Source organism: Citrobacter sp. Cpo030, from assembly GCF_030333005.1.
Taxonomy (GTDB): Bacteria; Pseudomonadota; Gammaproteobacteria; order Enterobacterales; family Enterobacteriaceae; genus Citrobacter; species Citrobacter portucalensis.
On the sequence record NZ_JAOWGT010000067.1, the window covers coordinates 321,531 to 346,468 of the forward strand.

The 24,938-nt window shown below is 54.1% G+C and carries 26 protein-coding genes and 1 pseudogene; 26 read left to right on the forward strand and 1 reads right to left on the reverse strand.

The window, feature by feature from the left end; all coding sequences use genetic code 11:
• The first annotated feature begins 52 nt into the window (after positions 1–52).
• The 25 genes and pseudogenes from OGY37_RS14510 (at position 53) to OGY37_RS14630 (ending at position 21,504) form a co-directional block, all read left to right on the forward strand.
• Positions 53–403, forward strand: a complete 351-nt coding sequence (locus OGY37_RS14510; RefSeq protein ID WP_286621058.1) for an HNH endonuclease — start codon at positions 53–55, stop codon at positions 401–403.
• 126 nt (positions 404–529) lie between these two features.
• Entirely contained in the window at positions 530–1,024 is a 495-nt protein-coding gene (locus OGY37_RS14515) for a phage terminase small subunit P27 family (RefSeq protein ID WP_139157095.1), read from the forward strand.
• Entirely contained in the window at positions 1,021–2,754 is a 1,734-nt protein-coding gene (locus OGY37_RS14520; RefSeq protein ID WP_286621060.1) for a terminase large subunit, read from the forward strand. Before OGY37_RS14515 ends, OGY37_RS14520 begins: the two co-directional genes overlap by 4 nt.
• A complete protein-coding gene (locus OGY37_RS14525; RefSeq protein ID WP_286621062.1) occupies positions 2,751–2,912 on the forward strand; it encodes a hypothetical protein in 162 nt (53 codons plus the stop codon). Before OGY37_RS14520 ends, OGY37_RS14525 begins: the two co-directional genes overlap by 4 nt.
• Positions 2,902–4,128, forward strand: a complete 1,227-nt coding sequence (locus OGY37_RS14530; protein ID WP_286621065.1) for a phage portal protein — start codon at positions 2,902–2,904, stop codon at positions 4,126–4,128. Before OGY37_RS14525 ends, OGY37_RS14530 begins: the two co-directional genes overlap by 11 nt.
• Positions 4,121–4,720 (forward strand): HK97 family phage prohead protease, encoded by a 600-nt coding sequence (locus OGY37_RS14535; RefSeq protein ID WP_286621067.1) that lies wholly within the window; start codon positions 4,121–4,123, stop codon positions 4,718–4,720. The genes OGY37_RS14530 and OGY37_RS14535 overlap by 8 nt, the downstream gene beginning before the upstream one ends.
• Positions 4,721–4,729: 9 nt before the next feature.
• On the forward strand, positions 4,730–5,956 hold the full coding sequence (locus tag OGY37_RS14540) for a phage major capsid protein (RefSeq protein ID WP_286621069.1): 1,227 nt from the start codon (positions 4,730–4,732) through the stop codon (positions 5,954–5,956).
• A gap of 81 nt (positions 5,957–6,037) precedes the next feature.
• Complete coding sequence (locus OGY37_RS14545) at positions 6,038–6,358, forward strand: head-tail connector protein (RefSeq protein WP_195319644.1); 321 nt, start codon at positions 6,038–6,040, stop codon at positions 6,356–6,358.
• Positions 6,359–6,366: 8 nt separating this feature from the next.
• Entirely contained in the window at positions 6,367–6,705 is a 339-nt protein-coding gene (locus OGY37_RS14550) for a phage head closure protein (RefSeq protein ID WP_195319645.1), read from the forward strand.
• Entirely contained in the window at positions 6,702–7,148 is a 447-nt protein-coding gene (locus OGY37_RS14555; RefSeq protein ID WP_286621073.1) for an HK97-gp10 family putative phage morphogenesis protein, read from the forward strand. Before OGY37_RS14550 ends, OGY37_RS14555 begins: the two co-directional genes overlap by 4 nt.
• Positions 7,145–7,492 (forward strand): hypothetical protein, encoded by a 348-nt coding sequence (locus OGY37_RS14560; RefSeq protein WP_195319647.1) that lies wholly within the window; start codon positions 7,145–7,147, stop codon positions 7,490–7,492. The genes OGY37_RS14555 and OGY37_RS14560 overlap by 4 nt, the downstream gene beginning before the upstream one ends.
• Positions 7,493–7,553: 61 nt before the next feature.
• A complete protein-coding gene (locus tag OGY37_RS14565) occupies positions 7,554–8,267 on the forward strand; it encodes a phage tail tube protein (RefSeq protein ID WP_286621075.1) in 714 nt (237 codons plus the stop codon).
• Between the two features lie 32 nt (positions 8,268–8,299).
• Positions 8,300–8,665, forward strand: a complete 366-nt coding sequence (locus OGY37_RS14570; protein WP_286621077.1) for a phage tail assembly chaperone — start codon at positions 8,300–8,302, stop codon at positions 8,663–8,665.
• Between the two features lie 23 nt (positions 8,666–8,688).
• A complete protein-coding gene (locus OGY37_RS14575) occupies positions 8,689–8,967 on the forward strand; it encodes a phage tail assembly protein T (protein ID WP_286621079.1) in 279 nt (92 codons plus the stop codon).
• 55 nt (positions 8,968–9,022) lie between these two features.
• Positions 9,023–9,625: a hypothetical protein gene (locus OGY37_RS14580; protein WP_286621081.1), complete on the forward strand. Its 603-nt coding sequence runs from the start codon at positions 9,023–9,025 to the stop codon at positions 9,623–9,625.
• A 59-nt stretch (positions 9,626–9,684) separates the two neighbouring features.
• Complete coding sequence (locus tag OGY37_RS14585; protein ID WP_286621083.1) at positions 9,685–12,966, forward strand: phage tail tape measure protein; 3,282 nt, start codon at positions 9,685–9,687, stop codon at positions 12,964–12,966.
• The gene (locus OGY37_RS14590) at positions 12,966–13,436 is read left to right on the forward strand and encodes a hypothetical protein (RefSeq protein WP_286621085.1); all 471 of its coding nucleotides are present in this window, start codon (positions 12,966–12,968) and stop codon (positions 13,434–13,436) included. Before OGY37_RS14585 ends, OGY37_RS14590 begins: the two co-directional genes overlap by 1 nt.
• Entirely contained in the window at positions 13,433–13,921 is a 489-nt protein-coding gene (locus OGY37_RS14595; protein WP_220419282.1) for a DUF1833 family protein, read from the forward strand. Before OGY37_RS14590 ends, OGY37_RS14595 begins: the two co-directional genes overlap by 4 nt.
• 9 nt (positions 13,922–13,930) lie before the next feature.
• Positions 13,931–14,311, forward strand: coding sequence for a nitrite transporter (locus OGY37_RS14600; protein ID WP_286621090.1), 381 nt, complete (start codon positions 13,931–13,933; stop codon positions 14,309–14,311).
• Entirely contained in the window at positions 14,308–17,391 is a 3,084-nt protein-coding gene (locus tag OGY37_RS14605) for a host specificity factor TipJ family phage tail protein (protein WP_286621092.1), read from the forward strand. Before OGY37_RS14600 ends, OGY37_RS14605 begins: the two co-directional genes overlap by 4 nt.
• Positions 17,392–17,448: 57 nt before the next feature.
• Positions 17,449–19,950 (forward strand): tail fiber domain-containing protein, encoded by a 2,502-nt coding sequence (locus tag OGY37_RS14610; protein ID WP_286621094.1) that lies wholly within the window; start codon positions 17,449–17,451, stop codon positions 19,948–19,950.
• A complete protein-coding gene (locus OGY37_RS14615; RefSeq protein ID WP_502873541.1) occupies positions 19,943–20,236 on the forward strand; it encodes a hypothetical protein in 294 nt (97 codons plus the stop codon). The genes OGY37_RS14610 and OGY37_RS14615 overlap by 8 nt, the downstream gene beginning before the upstream one ends.
• A 91-nt stretch (positions 20,237–20,327) precedes the next feature.
• Positions 20,328–20,567, forward strand: a pseudogene (locus OGY37_RS14620) (hypothetical protein).
• Complete coding sequence (locus OGY37_RS14625) at positions 20,567–20,902, forward strand: hypothetical protein (protein ID WP_286621096.1); 336 nt, start codon at positions 20,567–20,569, stop codon at positions 20,900–20,902. The pseudogene OGY37_RS14620 and the gene OGY37_RS14625 overlap by 1 nt, the downstream one beginning before the upstream one ends.
• A 191-nt stretch (positions 20,903–21,093) precedes the next feature.
• Positions 21,094–21,504 (forward strand): hemerythrin domain-containing protein, encoded by a 411-nt coding sequence (locus tag OGY37_RS14630; RefSeq protein WP_071701222.1) that lies wholly within the window; start codon positions 21,094–21,096, stop codon positions 21,502–21,504.
• 85 nt (positions 21,505–21,589) lie between these two features.
• On the opposite strand, the gene OGY37_RS14635 is transcribed toward OGY37_RS14630, so the two are convergent.
• A complete protein-coding gene (locus tag OGY37_RS14635; RefSeq protein ID WP_000497460.1) occupies positions 21,590–21,829 on the reverse strand; it encodes a DinI family protein in 240 nt (79 codons plus the stop codon).
• A 426-nt stretch (positions 21,830–22,255) separates the two neighbouring features.
• On the opposite strand from OGY37_RS14635, the gene pepN reads away from it, so the two are divergent.
• Positions 22,256–24,868 carry an aminopeptidase N gene (gene pepN, locus OGY37_RS14640; RefSeq protein WP_286621098.1) on the forward strand — a complete coding sequence of 871 codons (2,613 nt, stop codon included), beginning with the start codon at positions 22,256–22,258 and terminating at the stop codon, positions 24,866–24,868.
• Positions 24,869–24,938: the final 70 nt, after the last annotated feature.

Below are 24,938 nucleotides of genomic sequence, written 5' to 3' on the forward strand. Positions count from 1 at the left end.
AGGCATTCACTGAGTGCCTGCGATAATGCTATGCGTTTTTTGGGGAGTGAATATGCCACCGCGCATACCGAAGGCTTGTCGCGTTCGCGGCTGTCGGAACACCACAACAGACCCGTCTGGCTACTGTGAAAATCACAAAGGTGAAGGCTGGAAGTCCTATAAGCCAGGTCAATCACGGCAGCAGCGTGGATACGGAACAAAGTGGGAAGTCATACGGGAGCGGATACTTAAGCGCGACAAAGGGCTGTGTCAGAACCATCTTCGGCAGGGAGTCGTGAAGCAGGCATCCTGCGTGGACCACATCAAAGCGAAGGCCCACGGCGGCACTGATGAAGACAGCAACCTTGAAAGCCTCTGTTGGTCGTGTCACGCAGCGAAGACAGCGCGTGAGCGGCTCAAATGAGAATTTATGTCATCATCTGTCGGGGTAGGGGGTGGTCTAATCTCTGCGACCGCGCGCCTTCCGGACTGCCCGCCTCCTCGTTTTTTTATACCCGCGAAAAATCAAATTTAACCAGGAGTGTCGCTTATGGCTGGAACGGCGGGGCGTTCCGGGCGCCGCCCAAAGCCAACGGCGCGCAAGGAGCTGGCCGGGAACCCCGGTAAGCGAGCCCTGAATAAAGAAGAGCCGGTGTTCACCCCCATCAAGGGCGTGGCGCCGCCGGACTGGTTTGAAGAAGAGAATCTGCCGCTCGCGGCAATCATGTGGGAACTGACCACAAAAGAGTTATGCGGCCAGGGCCTGATCTGCGTTACCGATCTCGCCGTGCTCGAGCGCTGGTGTGTCGCTTATGAGTTCTGGCGCCGGGCGGTAAAGAATATCGCTGTGGAAGGTCTGTCCATAACGGGCGCAATGGGCGGCAAGATTAAGAACCCTGAGCTGACCGCGAAGAAAGAGCAGGAATCGGAGATGAGCTCTACCGGTTCAATGCTGGGCCTCGACCCCAGCAGTCGCCAGCGTCTGGTCGGGCTCGCCGGCCAGAAGAAAACCTCCAACCCTTTCCTGAAGATGATCAGCTCATGAGCCGGAAGTCGTATCCCAACGTTAACGCCGCGAATCAGTATGCCCGCAACGTTGTGCGCGGGAAGATCCCGGCGTGCCAGTATGTCATTCAGGCCTGCCAGCGCCATATCGACGATATGGCTCAGGAGAAAAGCCGTAAATTCCGGTACCGTTTTGACAAAGACATTGCGGAGAAGGCCGCGAAGTTTATCCAGCTGCTGCCGCACACTAAAGGGGAGTGGGCATTCAAGCGGATGCCGATCACCCTGGAGCCCTGGCAACTCTTTATCATCTGCTGTGCCTTTGGCTGGGTGCAGAAGGGTACAAGGCTTCGACGTTTCCGGGAGGTTTATACCGAGATCCCCCGCAAGAATGGCAAGTCGGCGATCTCTGCCGGCGTGGCGCTCTACTGCTTCACCTGTGATAACGAGTTCGGTGCCGAGGTCTACTCTGGCGCCACGACAGAAAAGCAGGCGTGGGAAGTATTCCGGCCTGCTCGCCTGATGTGCAAACGCACTCCGCTGCTGGTGGAGGCGTTCGGCATCGAGGTTAATGCTTCAAACATGAACCGGCCGGAAGACGGCTCCCGTTTCGAACCACTGATCGGCAATCCCGGCGACGGTGCCTCGCCACACTGCGCGATCGTCGACGAATATCATGAACACCCGACTGATGCGCTCTACACCACGATGCTGACGGGCATGGGTGCCCGCCGGCAGCCGCTGATGTGGGCGATCACCACAGCGGGCTACAACATCGAGGGGCCTTGCTACGACAAACGCCGTGAAGTGATTGAAATGCTGAATGGCTCGGTGCCTAACGAGGAGCTGTTCGGCGTGGTTTATACGGTCGATGAAGGTGACGACTGGACCGACCCGAAGGTGCTGGAGAAGGCTAACCCGAATATGGGGGTATCGGTCTACCGCGACTACCTGTTGAGCCAGCAACAGCGCGCTATCAACAATGCCCGCCAGGCGGGCGTGTTCAAAACGAAACACCTCAATATCTGGGTCGCTGCCCGGGCCGCGTTCTTTAACCTGGTGTCCTGGCAGAACTGCGAAGACAAGACGCTGACGCTGGAGCAGTTCGAGGGCCAGCCCTGCATACTGGCGTTTGACCTGGCGCGCAAACTGGATATGAACAGCATGCCGCGGTTGTTTAGCCGGGAGATTGACGGGAAAACACATTATTACTCCGTGGCGCCGCGGTTCTGGGTGCCGTATGACACGGTTTATAGCGTCGAAAAGAACGAGGATCGCCGGACTGCCGAACGTTTTCAGAAATGGGTTGAGATGGGGCTACTAACCGTTACCGATGGTGCTGAGGTGGATTACCGCTACATCCTTGAAGAGGCCAAGGCTGCGAACAAACTTAACCCGGTTAGCGAGTCACCTATTGACCCGTTCGGCGCAACTGGCCTTTCGCATGATTTGGCTGATGAAGGGCTTAACCCCATCACGATTGTCCAGAACTACACCAACATGTCTGACCCGATGAAGGAGCTGGAAGCCGCCATTGAGTCGGGCCGCTTTCATCACGACGGCAACCCGATCATGAGTTGGTGTATCAGTAACGTCGTCGGGAAGTATCTGCCTGGTAACGACGATGTGGTTAAACCCATCAAAGAGCAGAATGAAAACAAAATCGACGGCGCGGTTGCGCTGATTATGGCGATCGGGCGGGCAATGCTCAAAGAGCCTGGTGATTTCCTTTCATCTCTCGATTCAGACGAAGAGTTCTTAATTCTATGAAATCACTTATCACCGATGTAATCGGGCTGGTCGGTTACGGCCTGCTCACGTCCGGATTTTACCTGCAGTTCGGGTTGGCTCCGGCACTGATGTTCTCCGGCGGACTCCTGCTGGTGGCAGGACTGGTTATGGCCAGAAGGGGGAAGCGTGCTGCTTGATTCTCTGTTCAGAAGTGAATCGCTCGAAAATCCCGGCACGCCAATAACCGGTGATGCAGTTGATATGGAGGGGCTATTCGGGGCGGATGTGTACGTAAGCCCTGAAACGGCGATGAAGCTGGCGGCGGTGTATGCCTGCATATACGTCCTGTCATCAAATCTCGCCCAGATGCCGCTGCATGTCATGCGAAAGCACAACGGCAAGGTTGAGCCCGCGCGGGATCACCCGGCGTTCTATCTGGTTCACGATGAGCCGAACACCTGGCAGACCAGCTATAAGTGGCGCGAACTGAAGCAACGTCACATCCTCGGCTGGGGCAATGGGTACACCTGGGTTAAGCGCAGCCGCCGAGGTGAAGTGACATCTCTGGATTGCTGCATGCCGTGGGAAACGACCCTAATTAATACCGGCGGGCGTTACACCTATGGGCTCTACAACGAAGAGGGCGCTTTCGCCATCAGCCCCGACGACATGATCCACATCCGGGCGCTGGGGAATAACCAGAAAATGGGACTCAGTCCGGTGATGCAGCACGCCGAAACAATCGGCATGGGCATGAGTGGGCAGAAGTATACGGAAAGCTTCTTCAGCGGAAATGCCCGCCCGGCCGGGATTGTGTCCGTTAAAAGCGCACTCAACAGAGACAGCTGGGGCTGGCTTAAAGAACAGTGGCAGAAGGCGTCGCAGGCGTTACGCAGCCAGGAAAATAAAACGATGCTCTTGCCTGCGGATCTGGATTACAAGGCGCTGACTGTGTCGCCGATTGACGCGCAGATCATTGACATGTCAAAGCTCAACCGCTCGATGATTGCCGGGATCTTTAACGTGCCGGCGCATATGATCAACGACCTGGAAAAAGCCACCTTCAGCAACATCACGCAGCAGGCCATTCAGTTTGTCCGCTACTCGATGATGCCCTGGGTGACGAACTGGGAGCAGGAGCTTAACCGCCGCCTGTTTACCCGCGCCGAGCTGGCCGCAGGGTATTACGTCCGGTTTAACCTTACTGGCCTGTTACGCGGCACCCCGCAGGAACGCGCGCAGTTCTATCACTTCGCGATCACTGACGGCTGGATGAGCCGCAATGAAGCCCGCGCTTTCGAGGATATGAACCCGGTCGATGGCCTGGACGAAATGCTCGTCAGCGTCAACGCCGCCAACCCGGCGGACGATTTCAAAACCACCAAAACCGAAAAGGAAAAAACCGATGAGTGATCGCGAGACTCGCTGTTACAGCGGTGAGGTCCGTGCCGAACAGCTGGGGGAACAGCCCACGCGCATTATCGGTTACGGATCGGTGTTTAACAGCCGCTCCGAACCCCTCTGGGGATTCCGCGAGATTATTAAGCCTGGCGCTTTCGATGGCGTGCTGGGCGACGATATACGCGGGCTGTTTAACCATGACCCGAACTTTATCCTTGGCCGCAGCGCTTCCGGTACGTTAAGCGTGAGCGTCGATGATAAAGGGCTTCGTTACGATATCGCGGCCCCTGACACCCAGACTATTCGTGATCTGGTGCTGGCGCCGATGATGCGCGGCGATATCACTCAGTCGTCTTTCGCATTCAGGATCGCCCACGATGGCGAGCACTGGTATCAGGACGATGAGGGTATCGTCATTCGCGAGATTAACCGCTTTTCCCGGCTCTTTGATGTAAGCCCGGTGACCTACCCGGCCTATCAGGATGCCGATTCCGGAGTTCGCTCCATGAAAGCCTGGCAGGAGGCGCGCGACAGCGGCGCGCTGGCGCAAGCCATTAATCAACGAACGGCGCGCGAGCGCATGCTGACTCTTCTTAACGCGTAAGGAAAAACCATGAAATTGCATGAACTGAAGCAGAAACGTAACACCATCGCCCGTGAAATGCGTGCGCTGCATGAGGGGATCCCTGAAAACACCACCTGGACTGAGGAGCAGCGCACTCAGTGGAATAAAGCAAAACACGAGCTGGATGCGCTCGACGAACAAATCGGCCGCGAAGAAGAGCTGCGCCGTCACGATCAGAGCTACGTTGACGAGCAGGAGCCGGAGCAGCGTCAGCGCCAGATTAACCCGGAGAAGCAGGCAGATGAGCGCCGCGCCGCAGCATTTGATCGCCTTCTGCGCCACGGCTTCGGTGAGCTGACTGCCGAAGAGCGACAGGCCGTTAAAGAGCTTCGCGCTCAGGGCACTACCCCTGACGATAAGGGCGGCTATACCGTACCCACCCAGATGCGTAACACCATCATCGATGCGATGAAGGCTTACGGCGGGATCGCGAGCGTTGCACAGATTCTCAATACCTCGAACGGTCAGGATATTACCTGGTCCACTTCCGACGGTACCTCTGAAGAAGGCGAACTGCTCGCAGAAAACTCTGCGGCCAGTGAAGGTGATGTGACGTTCGGCACGGCGATCCTGGGTGCCAAAAAGCTGTCATCCAAAATCATCCGCGTCTCCAACGAACTGCTGCAGGACAGCGGCGTTGATATCGAGGCCTACCTGGCAGGGCGTATCGCACAGCGTATTGGCCGCGGCGAGGCTAAATATCTGGTGCAGGGCACGGGAGCTGGCACACCGCTGCAGCCAAAGGGTCTGGCGGCTTCAGTAACCGGGACCGTCTCTGCGGCAGCAGCGGCAACATTCACCTGGCAGGAAATGAACAGCCTGAAGCATGCCATTGATCCGGCATATCGCGGCGGACCTAAATTCCGCTGGGCGTTTAATGACGGTACGCTTCAGGTAATTGAAGAGATGGTTGATGATCAGAAACGCCCGCTGTGGCTGCCTGATGTTGTTGGCGGTTCCCCGGCGACCGTTCTGGGTATTCCGTATGTGATCGATCAGGCAATTGATGCGGCAGCAGCCAGTAAGAAATTCATTTTCCTGGGGGATTTTAACCGCTTCATCGTTCGCCGCGTTTCCTATATGACCCTGAAGCGCCTGGTTGAGCGTTACGCCGAATACGATCAGACGGCGTTCCTGGCATTCCACCGCTTCGACTGCGTGCTGGAAGATACTGCCGCCATCAAGGCACTGCAGGGCAAACCAGCTACGCCGTAATCCATAGCACTGCGATAACGGATGCCGCGTAAGCGGTTTTTTTATGCCCGCAATCTGATGGTTGCGGGCTGGAGAAAGGCCATGGCGCTAACGATTGACGAGTGCAAAGTGCAGTGCCGAATCGATGGTGATGACCCGGGGGATAAACAGCTTCTGGAGATCTACATCGGTGCGGCGCGTCGTAAGGCGGAGAGCTATACAAATCGCCAGCTCTATGATGACGTGCTTCCTGCAAACGATCCGGATGGGCTGGTTATCAAAGATGACGTCAAGCTGGCGCTGATGCTGCTGGTCGGACACTGGTATGAAAACAGGGAGCCGGTGAACATCGGCAACATCGTATCGGCTCTCCCCTTTGGTTTTGAATCCCTTCTTGAGCCTTACCGGTTCATTGCACTGTAGGAGGTGATATGCAGGCAGGTAGGCTACGGCACCGGGTCACCATTCAAAATTATGTCACCACCAGGTCCCCCTCCGGCCAGCCCGTCGAGCAATGGTCTGATGGTGAAACGGTGTGGGGTGAAGTTCTCGCGGTCAGTGGCCGCGAACAGCTTTCCTCCGGCGCGGAATCGCCTGAGGCAACAGTCAGGGTATGGATGCGTTTTCGCAAGGACATATCAGCAGCTTCACGGTTGAAGATACTAACGGGACCGCTTGCCGGCGCGCTGCTTAACGTTGTTGGCCAGCCAATCCCTGACAGGAAGGGCGCTCGCCTGGAAATTCTTTGCAAGAGAGGTACTGAAAAGTGATCGATCTGAATCTGGACTTCTCGGGGCTTGAGGACATCGCTCGCGACCTTACCCGGCTGAGCAGAGCTGAGAACAACAAAGTGCTGCGTGATGCCACCCGGGCTGGCGCTGGCATATTGCGTGAGGAGGTTATTGACCGGGCTCCGGTGGATACCGGGAAACTTCGGCGAAATGTGGTGGTGATAACTCAACGCGGTCGAAATGGCGAGATTACTTCTGGCGTTCATATCAGAGGCGTTAACCCTCGCACGGGTGGCAGTGACAACACAATGAAGGCGTCCAACCCACGCAACGCTTTTTACTGGCGCTTTGTGGAGCTTGGCACGTCCAAACTGGCACCTCATCCATTCGTCCGGCCCGCTTATGATGCCCGGGAAGATGAAGCGTACGCAGCTGCGGTTCAGCGCATGAATCAGGCGATCGATAAGGTGCTGAGCAAATGACTGAAGCAGATATTTATCTTCCGCTCTCCGGCCTGGCTGGCGGACAGGTTTACCCGTACGTCGCACCTTTATCGCCGGATGGAAATGTCTCGATCTCACCTCCCTGGCTGGTCTTCTCACTGCCGCAGGAAAATTCTGCTGATGTGTTCTGTGGCGCCGCAGAGTCAATGACCACCATTCAGATCGATGTTTATGCGTTAACTGTGGACGACGCGCGGGAACTCCGCCGCCTCGCCATTGACGCGCTTACGCCTCTCGGCATCACCGAGATCCGTAAATACCAGGATTACGAACCGGACTCCCGGCTTTATCGCTCCACGTTTGAGGCCAGCATAACCTGGTGATCCCCCCCACAGCTTTACAATCACCCGCTACGGCGGGTTTCTTATTTTCAGGAGACAGCCAATGAGCTCTCAGTTCGAGAAATCGCAGGGCACGAAGATTGAGATCACTTCGTTACCTGCCACCCCCACTACGGTAGATGCCGCAACATTCCTCCCGCTCAACTGCACGCTTAAGGAGGCGCAGTTCACGGCAGGGCAGAAACAAGATATTGATGTTACAACCCTTTGCTCTGATGAGCAGGAGAACATCAATGGACTGGCGGCAGCTTCCGAGATGTCTCTGTCAGGGAACTTCAAAGAAAACCCTGGACAAGCAGCGTTGCGTGACGCCTACGACAATGACACCGTCTATGGTTTCCGCATCACTTTTCCTTCCGGTATTGGTTTCCAGTTTTTTGCCGAAGTTCGCCAGCACACCTGGTCTACAGGTACAAACGGTGTTGTCGCCGCTACGTTCGCGCTACGCCTGAAAGGCAAGCCGACCCGCATTACCGCGCCGCCGGCAGTTGCCCTTGCATTCACCACCGATCTCCCAGCAACAGAAACCGCCACGGTCGGTGACAACTTTTCTATTGGCGTAGTGGTAACCGGTGGTGTGCCGCCGTACAAGTATGACTGGTACAAAAATGGATCGCATTCCGGGTTGGGTAATACCACAACAACTATTGGTTTTAATAATGCCGCAGCAAGCGAAAGTGGCCGTCGGCAGGTAATCGTAACTGATGCGGTGGGTGCAACCATTGTCTCCACTGCTTGTGACGTCGAAATTAGTTAACCGGAGCGCCGGGTAAACCGGCGATAAATTACATGGGTCAAAACATTCGCGAACTGGCGCTGGCCAGGATGGCAGGTTTCCGTAATAAACCTGAAACTGTTAAAGAGTGGGGCGGCGCTAAAGTGATCTTGCGCGAACCATCAGCCGAGGCCTGGCTGCGCTGGCAGGAGATCGTTAAAGATGGCGACGAGGAGCTTTCTGTTTCTGAAAGGGCCATGCGCAACCTGCGCGCCGACGTAACGCTCTTTATCGATGTGGTCTGTGACGAGAATAAGGATCCTGTTTTTTCACCTGAGGATGCTGAAGAGGTGCAGGGTGTTTACGGTCCGGTGCATTCCCGACTGCTGAAGCAGGCTCTGGATCTGATAGCCAGCAGTGACGACGCCAAAAAAAAGTAGCAACGCCGGGCATGAAGTTTCTGATGGCGCTGGCTCTGCGAATGGGGCGCACCCTGGCGGAGTTGCGCCAGACCATGACTCCCAGTGAATTACTGATGTGGGCTGAATACGATCGTATCAGCCCGGTCGGGGATGTCCGGGGCGACATTCACAACGCTCAGCTTGTATCAGCAATCTACGGGGCGCAGGGCGTTAAAGTTCCGATAGACGAAGCGGTCATCCAGTGGTCAGTCTCGGTGGACGAAAATGACAAACAAGATCCATTTGAGGCTTTGGAAAAGGCACTTCTAAGCGCTACTTAGTGACAATAATTCACGCTCCAATTATTATTGCATTTTTATTGATAGGGATTTTTAAATGAAAAAGTGCATATGTATCATAGCCGTTTTGTTTTTGGCGGGCTGCTCTGCGGGTCAGCAAAGAGATGCTAAGCTAAACAGCGTCACTGGTTTAAAAACTCAACACAATGGGCAACGTGAATTTTTGAAGGAATACACCACTAAAATAAGCACCAATAAAGCCTCAATGGATAAAATAAAAATATGTGTTCTTCGAAATGTATCTAATCGAGATGTAATTTTATCTGATGCATCCAAAAGTTTTGTTGGCGCATATACAGGTAATTATTACAATATTGGTAGCAAGACAGTTGTTAATGGCGGTGGTGTTGTTGAATCTGTAGGTGATGCTGGCGCTATTATTGTTCAAGGAAATACTTCCTACTCATTCGATTCAGGAATTGTTCAAATAAAAAGAGTTGTTCGATTTACTCTTGATGCAATACCTCGATCAGAGCAGATTGATTTGACATTCAGCAATATCCAGCAGGCACAAACTGAAACAGGGGATTTTCCCAACACAGGATTCTTTGATATAGGCACTTGGGAGGGGGCGGGGCCATATCAAGCAATTATGTCATTGGATAATATTGTTAGCTCTATCTCCGAGTGCATCAAATAAATTACTCAACATAGCAAATCAAGCCACCTCATTAGGTGGCTTTTTTATTGGAGGGCCCCATGGCAACCCTGCGTGAGCTAATAATTAAAATCTCTGCTAACTCTCAGTCATTCCAGTCGGAGATTGCGCGCGCCTCGCGCGTGGGGGCTGATTACTACAAAACCATGCAAAATGGCGGGCGACAGGCCGCGTCAGCTTCGAGAGATACCCGTCGTGCGCTGGCAGAAGTATCAGCCCAGCTCAATGAAACAAAATCTGCAGCGATGGGTCTGGGTGGGGCTTTTGCTGGTGCGTTCGCAACCCAACAGCTGATCAACTATGCCGATACCTGGACACAGCTTAATAGCCGCCTGAAACTTGCCTCGGGCAGCGCCGAAGAATTCACTCAGAACCAGCGTGTGCTGATGGATATTAGCCAGCGCACGGGAACGAGTGTTGAGGCAAACACCAACATGTTCTCACGCATGTCATCGTCGCTTAAGCAACTGGGTTACACAGCCTCCGATACCGCAAAGGTTACGGAGCTGGTAGCCACTACACTCCGGCTTTCTGGTGCTGGTGCGAGCGAGGCCTCGGCGGTGATCACCCAGTTTGGCCAGTCTATGGCGTCAGGTGTGCTGCGCGGGGATGAGTTCAACTCCATCATGGAGAACGGCGGGCGGTTCGCCCAGGCGCTGGCTGATGGCCTTGGCGTTAACGTCGGGCAGTTGCGCGCAATGGCGGAGGCCGGACAGCTTACGGCAAACACTGTTATGCCTGCTTTGCTCGGTCAGCTATCCAAAGTCCGAGCTGAAGGTGCCCAAATGGGCGCTACTGTCGCGGCTTCCGCGCAGCGTGTGGAAAACGCCTTCATGGCCTGGATCGGTGGTGCCAACCAGGCGAGCGGTGCGACCAGTTCTCTTGCCGGCGGGCTCGACTCATTGGCTGAAAATATTGATTCTGTCGCATCGGCGGCTGGGGCTCTGGTTGCCGTTGGTCTGGCGAGATACCTTGGCGGCATAGTATCCGGTACCGCGTCAGCGACAGCTGGAGTGTTGAACGCGGCAAAAAGCGAAGTGGCTTTGGCCGAAGCCCAGGTACGCGGCACGCAGATTTCTACAGCACGTGCTCGTGCCGCGGTCTATCGCGCACAACAGGCTGTGGCTGCTGCGCGCGGCACCGATGCTCAAGCTGCAGCGGAAAAGCGTCTTTCAGCGGCCCAGCAATCTTTGGGGCGTAATATTGCCGCCAGGACGGCCGCCCAAGGAGCTTTGAATAACGTGACGGCCGTTGGGTCTCGACTGATGGGGGGCGCGCTGGGGCTGATCGGTGGAGTGCCCGGTCTGGTCATGCTTGGCGCTGGTGCATGGTACACCATGTACCAAAATCAGGAGCAGGCTCGGCGATCCGCGCAGGAATACGCCTCCACTATCGAAGAGGTTCGCTCCAGCACAAAAAACCTCAGCCTTTCTGAAACCACGGACAATCAGGCTAAAACCCGGCAGGCTCTTGATGAGCAAAACCGGTTAGTGGATGTTCAGTCATCGAAGGTAAAGCGTCTTAAAGAAGAAATTGCTGGTTATCAGTACGTGCTAGCCAACCCTGGGCCGACAACCAGCGGTGGCTTCATGATCAACCACTTAACTTCTGTAGAAACGGCTACACGGGGGTTAGAAAATGCCACCGCGGCTCTGGCGGTTGAGCAAGAGCGTTTATCGCAAATGCAGGCCAAATCCCAGGATATTCAAAATGTACTGGAGGGGCTGGAGAACCGCAGGGTCGCATTAATTCGCCAGCAGGCCGCAGAACAGAATGCAGCCTATCAGTCGCTGCTGATGATGAATGGCCAGCATACTGAATTTAACCGCCTTCTGGGTCTAGGTAATAGCCTGCTGGTAGCGCGTCAGGGCCTGGCTAACTCACCGATGCGTTTGCCGCAGGCGGAAGTAACCGACAAGCAGTCCGATGCATTGGAGAAGGCTCGGCAGGATCTGGTGCTATCTAAGTTAAAAGGCGAAGCGCGCGAGCGAGCGAGACTCGGGTTTTCAGCCGATGCGCTTGGCCTAACTTCTTCCCCGGAGTTTCAGACGGCGCGCCAGAATTATATAGGCACAAGTCTGGAGGCCTGGCGCAATAACGAAGCCAGCAAGCCAGAGAAAAAGACGCCAAAATCCGAAGAGCAAAAGGCGTCGGAGAAGCTGGAGGAAACTTACAAGCGTCTCATTAGCCAGCAGCAGGAGCAGATCGCTCTTTCCGGGCAAAGCACCGATCTCGCCAAAACCAAATATCAGGTTACCCGAGGGGAGTTAGCCGCTTTAACTGAAAGCCAAAAGGCAGAACTATTGCGTAACTCCGCTGCGCTTGATCATCTCAACGCGGTTGAGCGCCTGAAATCCCTGAATGAAGATCTGCTGAAACCAGAGGAGGCGCTGCTAAATACCACCCGGGAACGTATAAAGTTGCTGCGGGAGGCGGCGCCAGCGACTGAAGAATATCGTAAGACCATGGAGCGCATCTCGAAAGCTTCAGTTCAGGAAGCCCCAAAGTTTGGCGGTATCGATTCTTCTGTCGGCGGTGCCAGCGGCGAACTTATACGCGTCGCTGATGCGCAGAAGGAACTGGCAAAATGGTATGACACTCAATTGGAAATGCAGAAAAAATTGCTCGATGAGAAAGAAATCAACGAGCAAACCTATGCAGACCGTGTCGCTGAAATCAATAAGACGAATGCTTCACAATTAGAGAGCATTCAGGCGGGATACACATCTGCCAGCCTGGCCATGTTCTCTGATCTCGCGGGTCAGTCAGCGCAGCTGCTGCAGAGCATCGGACAGGAAGGCAGTATCGCCTATAAAACGCTATTCATCGCCAGCAAGGCGGCCGCTATGGCGCAGGCCGTTATCAACACCGAACTTGCGGCAACGAAAGCTATGGCGGAAGGCGGCCTGATTATGGGGATACCGGCGGCCACAGCAATCCGCGCTGTCGGCTACGCATCAGTAGCGATGATCGCCGGGCAATCGCTCGCTGGCATGGCTCATGATGGGATTGACCGGGTGCCGGAAACTGGAACCTGGTTGCTGCAAAAAGGGGAGCGAGTAGTTACTGCCAGCACCTCGGCCAAGCTCGATGCAACCCTCGAAAGGGTGCAGCAGTCCCGGCAGGCTTCTGCTGGTGGCACCATCAGTATTCAAAACTCTTTCACGGGCAAACCTGACGACGCAACGCTGGCAGCCATCGACCAGCGAAATCGCCAGCTGGTTATATCGATCCGTAAAGAAATGGCAGCCCAAGTAGTTAAACCCGACAATGATTTCGGTCGGGCCCTGAAGTCCGTCTACCCGAACAGGAGGCAAGGATAATGTCTGATTTGGCCTCATATCCACATGGTTACCTGCCGATGCCACTACAGGACGGATATGGGTTTAAACCTGTAAGCCCGCTACAGCGTACACAAGCAACGGCAGGCCGCGCGCGACAGCGTAGGAAATACACTTCAACGCCAACGATAGCGACTGTGAACTGGATTTTTCCAAAACATAACCAAGCGCAGCTATTTGAATCTTGGTACCGAGACGTGCTAACCGATGGTGCCGCATGGTTTTTGATGAAGTTGCAAACGCCGCTTGGCTGCCAGCAAACCTACAAATGTCGATTCACTGATATCTATGAAGGCCCGACGTTAGTTTCGCCTAAATACTGGCGCTACAGCGCGCAGCTTGAATTGTGGGAGCGTCCTTTGCTACCGCCTGGTTGGGGATTCTTCCCTGACTTGGTTGCCGGATCTGACATAATCGATTTTGCGTTAAATGAGGAGTGGCCAGAAGCATGACCAGTTCTGTGCTGAACCGACTTTATGCCTCCTCTGGCGAAGAGGTCATACTTGATACCCTGCAGATTAACGTTGGCGGCCAGAGCTACTGGCTGACCCGCGGATGGGATGATATTACTGTTACCCTTGAAACCGGAGCGCAGGCCACTTTCACCGGCTCTGCCATTGATGTAGCGCTGCCGGCACGCAATTCCGATGGAACTCAGGATCTCAAATTCGCCATCAGCAATATCGACGGCGTAGTATCGACTGCAATCCGGAATGCACTTGACAACCTCAGTAATGCCTCTTTGACCTTTCGACGTTATATTTCCAACGACTTGTCGGCACCTGCCTCTCCGCCATTCACCCTGGCGGTGAAAGAGGGATCATGGACCGCAACGGAAGTGCAAATCACCGCCGGTTACATGAACATCCTCGATACGGCGTGGCCCAGATTTCGCTATACGCTTCCACTATTCCCCGGACTACGTTATCTGCAATAGGCAATCATCATGTTCAATCCTGATAAATACCGTTCTGTCGAGTGGCAGAAGGGCGGGCGCGCTTATCCCGCGCTGGACTGCTTTGGCATCGTCAATGAAATTAGGCGAGATCTTGGCCTGGCGCCGTGGCCGGATTTCGCCGGAGTCACGAAGGATGATAACGGCCTTGACCGGGAGGCGCGCGGGTTGATGACTGGCCTGTCGCGTTGTGACCCGGCCCCGGGCGCGGGTGTCGCTTGTTATTCCGGCTCCGTGGTAACGCACGTCGCCATCGTGGTTGAGATTGACGGCCAGCTGCACGCCGCAGAGTGCAATCCCCGCACTAACGTAACCTTTCTGCCGCTGTCGCGGTTTGCGCGCCGCTTTGTCCGCGTGGAGTATTACCAGTGACGATTCGAATCTACCCCTCCCGCTTGCCAGGCGAACCGCTGGAAACGCACGAACACGAAACGATGCCCCTCAGCGCCTGGTTTGCGCAGAACGTGAAGGACTGGGCACCGGATCAGCAGCACCCGGTTGCGGTTGAAATCGACGACGTTCCCGTTCCGTCTTCAGAGTGGCCACTGTGCGTCATCAAACGTGAAACCGACGTCAGGATGTATCCGGTGCCGTACGGTACCGGCGCAGAAATCGCGATCTGGGTTGCCGTCAGCGTAGCCGTCGCCTCTGCTGCGTACAGCATCTACATGATGAGCACAATGTCTCAGGCAGGCGGCGGAGGTGCCCAGGCGGCCAGCGGTGACCAGATTGACCTCAACCCGGCCAAAGCCAACGCGGCAAAACTGGGTGATCCCATCCGGGAAATCTTCGGCAAATATCGCGTCTGGCCTGATTACGTCGTGCAGCCGGTAAGTCGGTTCGTCAACGAGACCAGCATGGAAACCAGCATGTTCCTGTGCGTGGGCGTCGGTGACATGGTGATTAACCAGTCCGATATCCGGATTGGCAATACGCCAATCTCCGCGTTCGGTACCGACGTGCGCTACACCCTCTATCCGCCTGGCGCCACGGTTTCCGGCGACACGCGCACTGAAAACTGGTTCAACTCACCAGAGGTCGGCAATACCGGCTCCGGTACCGCCGGGCTGGACCTGGGCTCAAGCGGACCGGAGACGGTCAGTATTATCGCTGATGCGCTGGTCGTGTCCGGGAACTCCATCACGCTGGTTGACGTATCGTCGTCTGGCGATGAGGAGATCCCGCCGTCGTGGACTGTCGGAACGGTCATCACCGTGCTGGCGCCAAACTCTTACACGGTCGTGTCCTCTGGCGGTTACAGCGTGATTTATGGCGGGGTGGAGGAACTGGCCCCCTCGGTAGGGTTGCCGGTATCCCTGAACTATAACGGCAACGACTACGACCTGGTGATCGCCAGTTACGCCCCTGGCATCCCGCCAGTACCAGGGGTGGGTGGCAGCGCCGCCAGCATCACCGCTAACGCCGCGCCGACGACTTACGATTTCAGCAGCACGCCTGTGACATTCAGCATCAGCTGGCAGGGCACTACTTACCCGGTATCGCTGGTGACCAACTACGTCACCATGTCGGGCCTGATTTCCTCGATCACCTCACAGCTCTCCGGTTCCGGCCTGGTCGCGCGCGATAATAGTGGGCGGCTTGAAATCGGTGAGACCAGCAGCCCGTTTGCTGGCGGATCCATCACCAACAGCCCGTTGCCAGTTGCTGTGTTCGGTGATGCTCCGGTCAATACGGCTGGCGTGAAATCTACGGGCGGCACGGCTGAGGTCAGGGCGCACATCACCCTGGCATATAACAGCGCCACTGGTACGCCATTCACCGGACTGCCGGATGGTATTCAGCGCTTCTCTCTGGGGTTGGCTGGTAATCAGTTCCGGATCACCGATGTGGACAGCCAGACGGTCACAGTTGAGCGGCTTACAGTCACCATTGGGCCGGGCGGTGAGACCATCACCACGCCGGATCCATCGTGGCCTGGATTCACTGAGCGCACGCTGTTGGATGCGACCGTGACGGGGGTCAGCGACGATTACGAATGGGTAGGCCCGTTCCTTGCCTGCCCTGACGGTGAAACCCTGGACGCATTCGAGGTGAACATCAACTTCCAGAGCGGCCTGGTGCGTTATACAGACCAGGGGAATAAGCGCTCAATGCCGGTACGCCTGGTGATCCAGTATCGCAAGGTTGGCACCACCACCTGGCAGCAGCAGTCCCCGTTTTATTCACGCAGTACCGAGAACCAGATCGGGTTTACGCATCGCTACAGCGTCTCTCCCGGGCAGTACGAGATACGGATGCGCCGAACCGAACCGGTTAAGGGTGGCAGCACACGCGACCAGGTGTTCTGGCAGGCGCTGCGCTCCAGGCTGAGCAAGCGCCCCACGAAGTACGACGGCGTCACCACCATGGCGCTGACCGTGCGGACAGGGAACCGCCTGGCGGCCATGTCCGATCGCCGGATTAGCGTCACACCTACCCGGATTTACAGCGGTGGCAGAACGGCGCGGAGCATCAGCGGGGCACTTTACCACGTGCTTGAATCGCTGGGGTTCACGGCCAGCCAGATTGACACGGCGGCAATTGACGCGCTGGAACAAACCTACTGGACGCCCCGCGGAGAGAAGTTCGACTGGGCGAGCGGCGAGAGCAAATCAGCGCTCGAGGTGCTGCAGAAAATCACCAACGCGGGGATGGGATATTTCCTGCTGTCTGACGGGCTGGCGTCTGCCGGCAGGGAGGGGATTAAACCCTGGGTCGGCATGATCACCCCACAGGAAACCACCGAGGATCTGCAGACCGCGTTTAAGGCACCGAGTCAGGATGATTACGACGGGGTCGATGTCACCTATATCAACGGTACGACATGGGCGGAAGAAACTGTTCAGTGCCGGTTGCCCGGGAATCCGACGCCAGTGAAGGTGGAGGATTACAAACTGGACGGCGTTCTTAATGAGGACCGCGCCTACCGCATCGGCATGCGCCGGCTGCTGGGCTACCAACTGCAGCGCCTGCAGCACACCACCTCAACGGAAATGGATGCGCTCTGCTACGAGTTCATGGATCGCATTGTGCTGGCCGACGACATCCCCGGTAGCCAGACGCTGAGTTGCCTGATTACCGATATGACGTATGACAGCAGCAAAATCACCATGACACTCAGTGAGGCACCGGACTGGTCGTTTGAAAACCCACGAGTGATTATCCGTCACCAGGACGGTCTGGCATCGGCAATGGTTGTGCCGACACGCATTGACGACTTCACCATTTCGGTGCCTTACAGCGCCGCGCTGGAGCCGGAATTGTGGGCGATGAACGACCCGTACATTGAGCCGCCGCGTCTGCTGTTCTGCTCATCAGTTCGTGTGCCATATGACGCACTGGTAGGGGAGATATCTCCGGGAAATGACGGGATCAGTCAGGTAACAGCCATCCAGTACCACCCAAGGAAGTACGCCTACGACGACGCCACCTATCCCGGCGACGCCGCTTAACAGCAAATCAAAATTATCTGACCCGCTTCGGCGGGTTTTTTTATGCCCGGAGCGAGCATGACCACATACGCCACGAATAACCCACCAGGGTCGATGGATCCGAAGGACCTTTTCGATAACTCCCAGAACCTTGATTACGCGCTGAACGACATTACCCGAGCGATCTGGACTGACCGGTTCGGCAGAAGCAGGAAAAGCTACTGGGGGATGGAGCAGGCGTTTTCCGCACAGTTGCTAAGTCAGAAGCAGCGTTTCGATAATTTCATCCAGAGCTCTGGCTATGAGGTTATTGGTGAGTATACATCTGGCCCGCTGACCATTGATGAATATAACCAGCTAATTCGCTACCAGAACGAACTCTGGAAACTGACTGCTGCAACCAATATCCCCTTCACTACGACAGGCAACGATTCGGCATCGTGGGCGAACGATTCCGCACACTTTGTCAGTGTAGGAGATGGCGCATTAAGGCAGCAGATATCTGATCCTGATGGAGCTGAAAAGTACCCGGAACTGCAGCTGGCTCGCTGGCGTGATGAGGGGGATATACGGGGCTGGGGGGCAAAAGGTAACTTTAACCCTACCACTCAGTCTGGGGATGATGATACGGCTGCATTTTTGAGCGCCATTGCATCAGGCAGGAAGACATTTAAATTACCAAAAGGTAACTTTAAAATAACCTCCAAATTGGTCTCTGATCACTGCATTTCATGGTTTGGTGTTACCAGCTTTCAAAGCCGCATGTATTTCTTTGATTGTGATGGATTTGAGTACAACCTGGCGAATAGTGCCACCGTGGACGCTAACGATCAGGTTTTCTTCAAAGATATCAGTTTCCTAACCACGGTACAAAGCACCAGAACAGCGATTAACATTACCCGTTACTCAACAACTAATAAGCCACGCGCTGTCCTGTTCGAGAGCTGCTGTTTTGCTGGTGCAGATATTTACCGTGACGTACCCAGCAACCGGTGGCCCGGCCAGGCCGCAGGTTACACACTGGAATGGGGTACCGCAGTAAAAGGAAACGAACTGGATAGCTGCACTGTCAGTGACGTTTATATTCGCGCAGCATCAAAAAACGCCAACAACGGCTTCCCTGGCAATCCGATTGGTCTGGATATCTCCAATACTACATTCCTGAACGTTATTAACGGTTGTAACTTAAATTTCCTGAAAATAGGAATTCGTGTAACTGGACAATCAGAAGGTGTTAAGGTAGACGGAAATGATATTGTTGCATGTGAGACAGGTTACATCTCGGATTCAGCAATAGCCAACCATCATGTTATCCTGAACTGTCATATTAATCCAACCAAGTACGGCGTTTACATCACAGGTGGAGGGCATAACATAGTCGGAGACAACTTCTTCCTGAAGAATACGCCCCCAGGGACAGAGGCATCGGGTGGACTACCTTGCACCTACATTTATATGGGGGGTTCTAACAATATCATCCGAGATAACCGAATACAATGTAACCAGAACAATGTCGATTACGTGGCTCTTGGTGACAAAGGTATCGTTTTAGCCGGTATTAATAACGTGTGCTCCGGTAACTATGGTTATCAGATTGGCACAATGCACCACATAGTCTCAGGAGCATTCTATAACTCCATCCTAAGTGGTAAGGAATATGCACCCGGAACATCCACAGCCAGATACCTGCTGGATGAAGGCTCAAACACTATGTGTGGCGCTTACCACTCGTCAAAAGATGGCGCGACTGGGTATACACAGTTTCCAAAAAACGTTTCCTTTGGTGACTCTTATAGAACAACTACGTTCCTGCATCAGGCCAAGACCGGCGGGCTTGGAGCGGCATACGATTGTCGTTGGGAATACTCAGGCGGCACAGAGACTTCGGGTCGGGGGACGTGTCGTTTTAACGGAAATACATTCCATTCACTAGCTGCTGAAAACATTATCAGCAATGTCCTCAGGCCGGCCACACCAAACACAGTCACTCTAGGCTTGTCATCCCACGCTTGGTCTGGTGGATTTACTCAGACTGCATTTACTGTAACATCCGATGAGCGTCATAAAACCGAGCCGCTGATGCTTGCTCGCGGCGTACTTGATGGCCACGTTACGTCAGATGCAAATAAGATGGAAATGCCTCACTCAGATGCAATTCTCGACGCCTGGGCCGAGGTTGATTTCGTCCAGTTTAAGTATCTCGACAGAGTAGAAGAAAAGGGAGAAGACGGTGCCCGATGGCACTTCGGTGTAATCGCTCAACGAGTGCATGAGGCGTTTGAACGACACGGTTTGAACGGCTTCGAATACGGACTCATTTGCTATGACCGGTGGGAAGATTCTCCTGCACAGTATCGGGATCTTACTCAGGAAGAGATAGACAGTGGTGAATATTCATCAATACAAACAAAGGTCATGGTATCGCCAGAGGTAAAGGCCGGGGATAAGTGGGGAATTCGCTACGAAGAGGCTCTTGCTCTTGAAGCGGCATTGCAGCGGCGAAACTACAGGCGCCTGTTAGTGAAATACGCGGATCTAGCATCACGCATCGAAGCGCTGGAAGGTGCTAATCATGCTTGACCTTTCTCCGCTGGCACATGCAGCTGTCGCTGTTGCCGTGCAATGTGTCATCGGCCTGTTATCAGGAGCGTGGGGTGCTGGCGGTGCGATAGGCTGCATGTGGTTTATCGCCCGCGAGCACACCCAGGCGGAGTACCGCTGGATCGCGCAGTTCGGCGCAGGGAAGCGCGCCAATATGCCGTGGTGGGGCGGATTCTCCTGGCGCGCATGGAACCTGCCCAGCCTGCTCGACTGGTTTGTACCGGTGCTGGCGTGCGCTGTCGTTTATTTCGTATCCACCCTTTAACTCCTGGTGGCGGCATTGATAGGTGCCGCCGCATTGATCTGCATCCCCTTTGAAACTACTGTATATAAAAACAGTAAAGGGAGTGCAGATCATGCCCCGCCGTCACGACATTCACGCCGCATTTGTCGCTGCAATACAGCAAAACCCCAAGGGTTATCAGTGGTTACGCACTGACGACTTCATCCGTTAACTGGCAAAGGTCCATTGGCATTTCAGCCAGGCCGACGCCAACGACTGGATCCAGCGATACCAGGAGTGCTTCGTCGACAAGACGCCTGATGACAGCGAGAACAGGTTGTGGATGCTCCGCAACATGTGGAGGGTTCTGTAATGGGCTTTCCTTCACCGGCAGGCGACTACGTAGAGCAGCGGTTAACACCGGAACGTATCTGCGGGATCGGCATAGACAGCCGCATCCTCGAAACGTCTTGCGGGTTTGCCGTTATCGAACCGGTCACCCGGTTAGTGCAGGGGCAGGTGCTATTGATCTTGTCCGGCGGTCGAACACAATTTGCGAAACTCAGGGGAAGGGCATTAATCACGGATGATGGCGAAGCGATAGAAGGTGATGCAGCTGAAGAGGCTGAGGTTATGAGGCGGGTAACGCACTTTATCAACAGCACTGATGCTGCGATATCTCTTGAGGCGGCATTGGCGCAGTTTTGAGACATATGTCCGATAGAAAAATTCCGAAGATTGGCAATAGATCTCTTTATATTTGCATTCAAATTTTGTTTATTATGTATTTACATAACGTAAATTTATAAAATTTAATAAAAACAACTCAGATTGCTTATTTTTAAAGATGCATTTAATATATATGTTATAAATTGCAAAGCTCATTAAGGGATTCCCCAGTGAATATTGATAAAATGAAGATCCAGCATGCCGAGATTATCCATAAAATTAGCCGCCTCAGGGAGCTTAGCCGGGCGGGTGTGACGGCTCATGCGCAAGAAATCGCTCAAACCGTTATCAGTATGAGTTCTGTGATTAAAGTACACCTTTCTGCCGAAGATCAGTTTTTATATCCTTATCTGGAAAAGGTGAACGATCAAAAGCTAAAAACAATGGGCGTAAATTTTCAGCGCGAGATGGCTGATATTGTTGCCGAGTATGAAAAGTTTTCCCGTCGCTGGAATACGGCAAATAAGCTTATCAATTGTGACGAGGCATTTCGCCGCGACGCGAATGTAGTGTTGCGCAAGGTGCATGAACGAATGCAGCGCGAGGATAATAATTTTTATCCGCTGGTAGAGCAGCTTTAAAAAAGGGCGGCAATGGTTCATCCAATACGGGAATTTGGTTTCCCGTATCCAGAAAGGTATGAAAAGGACTTGGTAAAAGCTGGCACTACTCCGAAACTAACCACATATCGGATTCTTCAAACATTTCCTCCAGCATGCGGTTCAGCTTCTCCCGATCGCTTTTGCTGGCATCGCTGTTTAAGCCGTTCGCCTGCATCGGCTTAACCTTCACTTCTGCATCCGGAAAGATCCGGTGCACTCGCTTTGTTAACTCATTCAGAATTATTTCTCTGGCACCTGTTAATCCTTCAACATTACGCTTGTCATAAACCAGTTCTACGAACATACGTGCTCCACTAATTACTGTTTAGATATACAGTATTTTTGCTTTGGCGGTTTTGTCTGTCAAGGCATGAACCACTTGTTTTTAAATTTTGGGGAACATGCTGCTGGCGTGTTTGTTATCGATTTGCCCTGCAGGGCTGATGGGGGCTGGCGTTGACTAAAATTATGTGTGGGGCATGGATGGGGCAAAAGTGGTCTGTGAAGTTCGTTAAAGTTCGTTAATCAAGCTTTATCTCGATCTCGCTCATCCCTTGTTTCATGCGCTCCTGGACGATCTTTATCGATATTAAAAATTATGAGTTCATATTATGAAAATGTAGCAAAAAGGGTGTTTGTGCCTGAAAAGATGAACATTCTGCGTAGCGCGATTTACGCAACAGGAATAGACTGAAGCCGAGACTCTATTAAAGATGCTAAAGGTTTTTTTATGACACAACAGCCACAAGCCAAATACCGTCACGACTATCGTGCGCCGGATTACCAGATTACTGATATTGACTTGACCTTTGACCTGGATGCTGAAAAAACCGTGGTCACCGCAGTGAGCCAGGCTGTCCGTCATGGCGCGTCCGATGTGCCCCTGCGCCTGAATGGCGAAGATCTGACCCTGGTGTCGATCCACGTGAACGACGAGCCGTGGACAGAGTATAAAGAAGAAGAGGGCGCTCTGGTCATTAGTCAGTTGCCGGAACGTTTTACGCTGCGTATCGTGAATGAAATTAGCCCGGCGGCCAATACCGCGCTGGAAGGGCTGTACAAGTCTGGCGACGCGCTGTGCACCCAGTGTGAAGCGGAAGGTTTCCGCCATATTACCTGGTATCTCGACAGGCCTGATGTCCTGGCGCGTTTTACCACCAAAATTATCGCCGATAAAACCCAATATCCGTTCCTGCTCTCCAACGGTAACCGTGTGGCGCAGGGCGAACTGGAAAATGGTCGTCACTGGGTACAGTGGCAGGATCCGTTCCCGAAACCGTGCTATTTGTTTGCGCTGGTGGCCGGTGATTTTGACGTCCTGCGCGACACTTTTACTACCCGTTCCGGGCGTGAAGTGGCGCTGGAACTTTACGTCGATCGCGGTAATCTGGATCGCGCGCCGTGGGCGATGACCTCGCTGAAAAACTCCATGAAATGGGATGAAGAGCGCTTTGGCCTCGAGTATGACCTCGACATCTATATGATTGTCGCCGTGGATTTCTTCAATATGGGCGCGATGGAGAATAAAGGTCTGAACATCTTTAACTCCAAATATGTGCTGGCACGTACCGATACCGCCACCGACAAAGACTACCTCGATATTGAGCGCGTTATCGGTCATGAGTATTTTCACAACTGGACCGGCAACCGTGTGACCTGCCGTGACTGGTTCCAGTTGAGCCTGAAAGAAGGCTTAACCGTGTTCCGCGATCAAGAGTTCAGTTCCGATCTCGGCTCACGCGCGGTAAACCGCATCAGCAATGTGCGCACCATGCGTGGTCTGCAGTTTGCTGAAGATGCCAGCCCGATGGCACATCCTATCCGTCCGGATATGGTCATTGAAATGAACAACTTCTATACCCTGACCGTGTATGAAAAGGGCGCTGAAGTGATTCGTATGATCCACACCCTGCTCGGTGAGGCTAACTTCCAGAAAGGGATGCAACTGTACTTTGAGCGTCATGACGGCAGTGCTGCAACCTGTGATGATTTCGTGCAGGCGATGGAAGATGCTTCTAACGTTGATCTCTCCCATTTCCGCCGCTGGTACAGTCAGTCCGGTACGCCGATTCTGACCGTGCGTGATGACTACAATCCGTCAACTGAGCAGTACACGCTGACGATCAGCCAGCGCACGCCGGCCACGCCGGATCAGGCCGAAAAACAGCCGCTGCATATTCCTTTCGCCCTCGAGTTGTATGACAACGAAGGGAAAGTGATCCCGCTACAAAAAGGCGGGCACCCGGTGAATTCTGTACTCAACGTCACCCAGGCAGAGCAGACGTTTGTCTTTGATAACGTCTACTTCCAGCCGGTTCCGGCGCTGCTGTGCGAATTCTCCGCGCCGGTAAAACTGGAATACAAATGGAGCGATCAGCAGCTGACCTTCCTGATGCGTCATGCGCGTAACGATTTCTCTCGTTGGGACGCGGCGCAAAGCCTGCTGGCGACCTATATTAAGCTTAACGTTGCCCGTCATCAGCAGGGACAACCGCTGTCGCTGCCGGTACACGTGGCTGATGCATTCCGCGCAATTTTACTGGATGAGAAAATCGATCCGGCGCTGGCGGCAGAGATCCTGACGCTGCCTTCAGTAAATGAAATAGCTGAACTGTTCGACATCATCGATCCGGTGGCGATAACCGAAGTACGCGAAGCATTAACCCGCACGCTGGCCGCCGAACTGGCAGATGAATTCCTCGCCATCTATAACGCTAATCATCTTGATGAGTACCGCGTTGAGCATGCCGATATTGGCAAGCGTACGCTGCGTAACGCCTGCCTGCGTTTCCTGGCCTTTGGCGAAACCCATCTGGCTGACACGCTGGTAAGCAAGCAGTATCGTGAAGCGAACAATATGACCGATGCGCTGGCGGCGCTATCCGCGGCAGTAGCGGCGCAGCTGCCATGTCGCGACGCGCTAATGCAAGAGTATGATGATAAGTGGCATCATGACGGTCTGGTGATGGACAAATGGTTTATCCTGCAATCCACCAGCCCGGCGAAAAACGTGCTGGAAACCGTACGCGGCCTGCTGAAGCATCGCTCTTTCAGTATGAGTAACCCGAACCGAGTCCGTTCGCTGATCGGTGCCTTTGCAGGTAGCAACCCGGCGGCATTCCATGCGGAAGATGGTAGTGGATATCAGTTCCTGGTCGACATGTTGACTGAGCTTAATAGTCGTAACCCGCAGGTGGCGTCACGTCTGATTGAGCCGCTGATTCGCTTAAAACGTTATGATGCAAAACGTCAGGCGAAAATGCGTGCGGCGCTGGAAAAGCTGAAAGGTCTGGAGAATCTCTCAGGCGATCTGTTCGAGAAGATCTCTAAAGCGTTAGCCTGATAATATTGCCGGATGGGTCCGGCCTACCATTCACGCGTAGGCCGGATAAGCGGTAGCGCCATCCGGCATT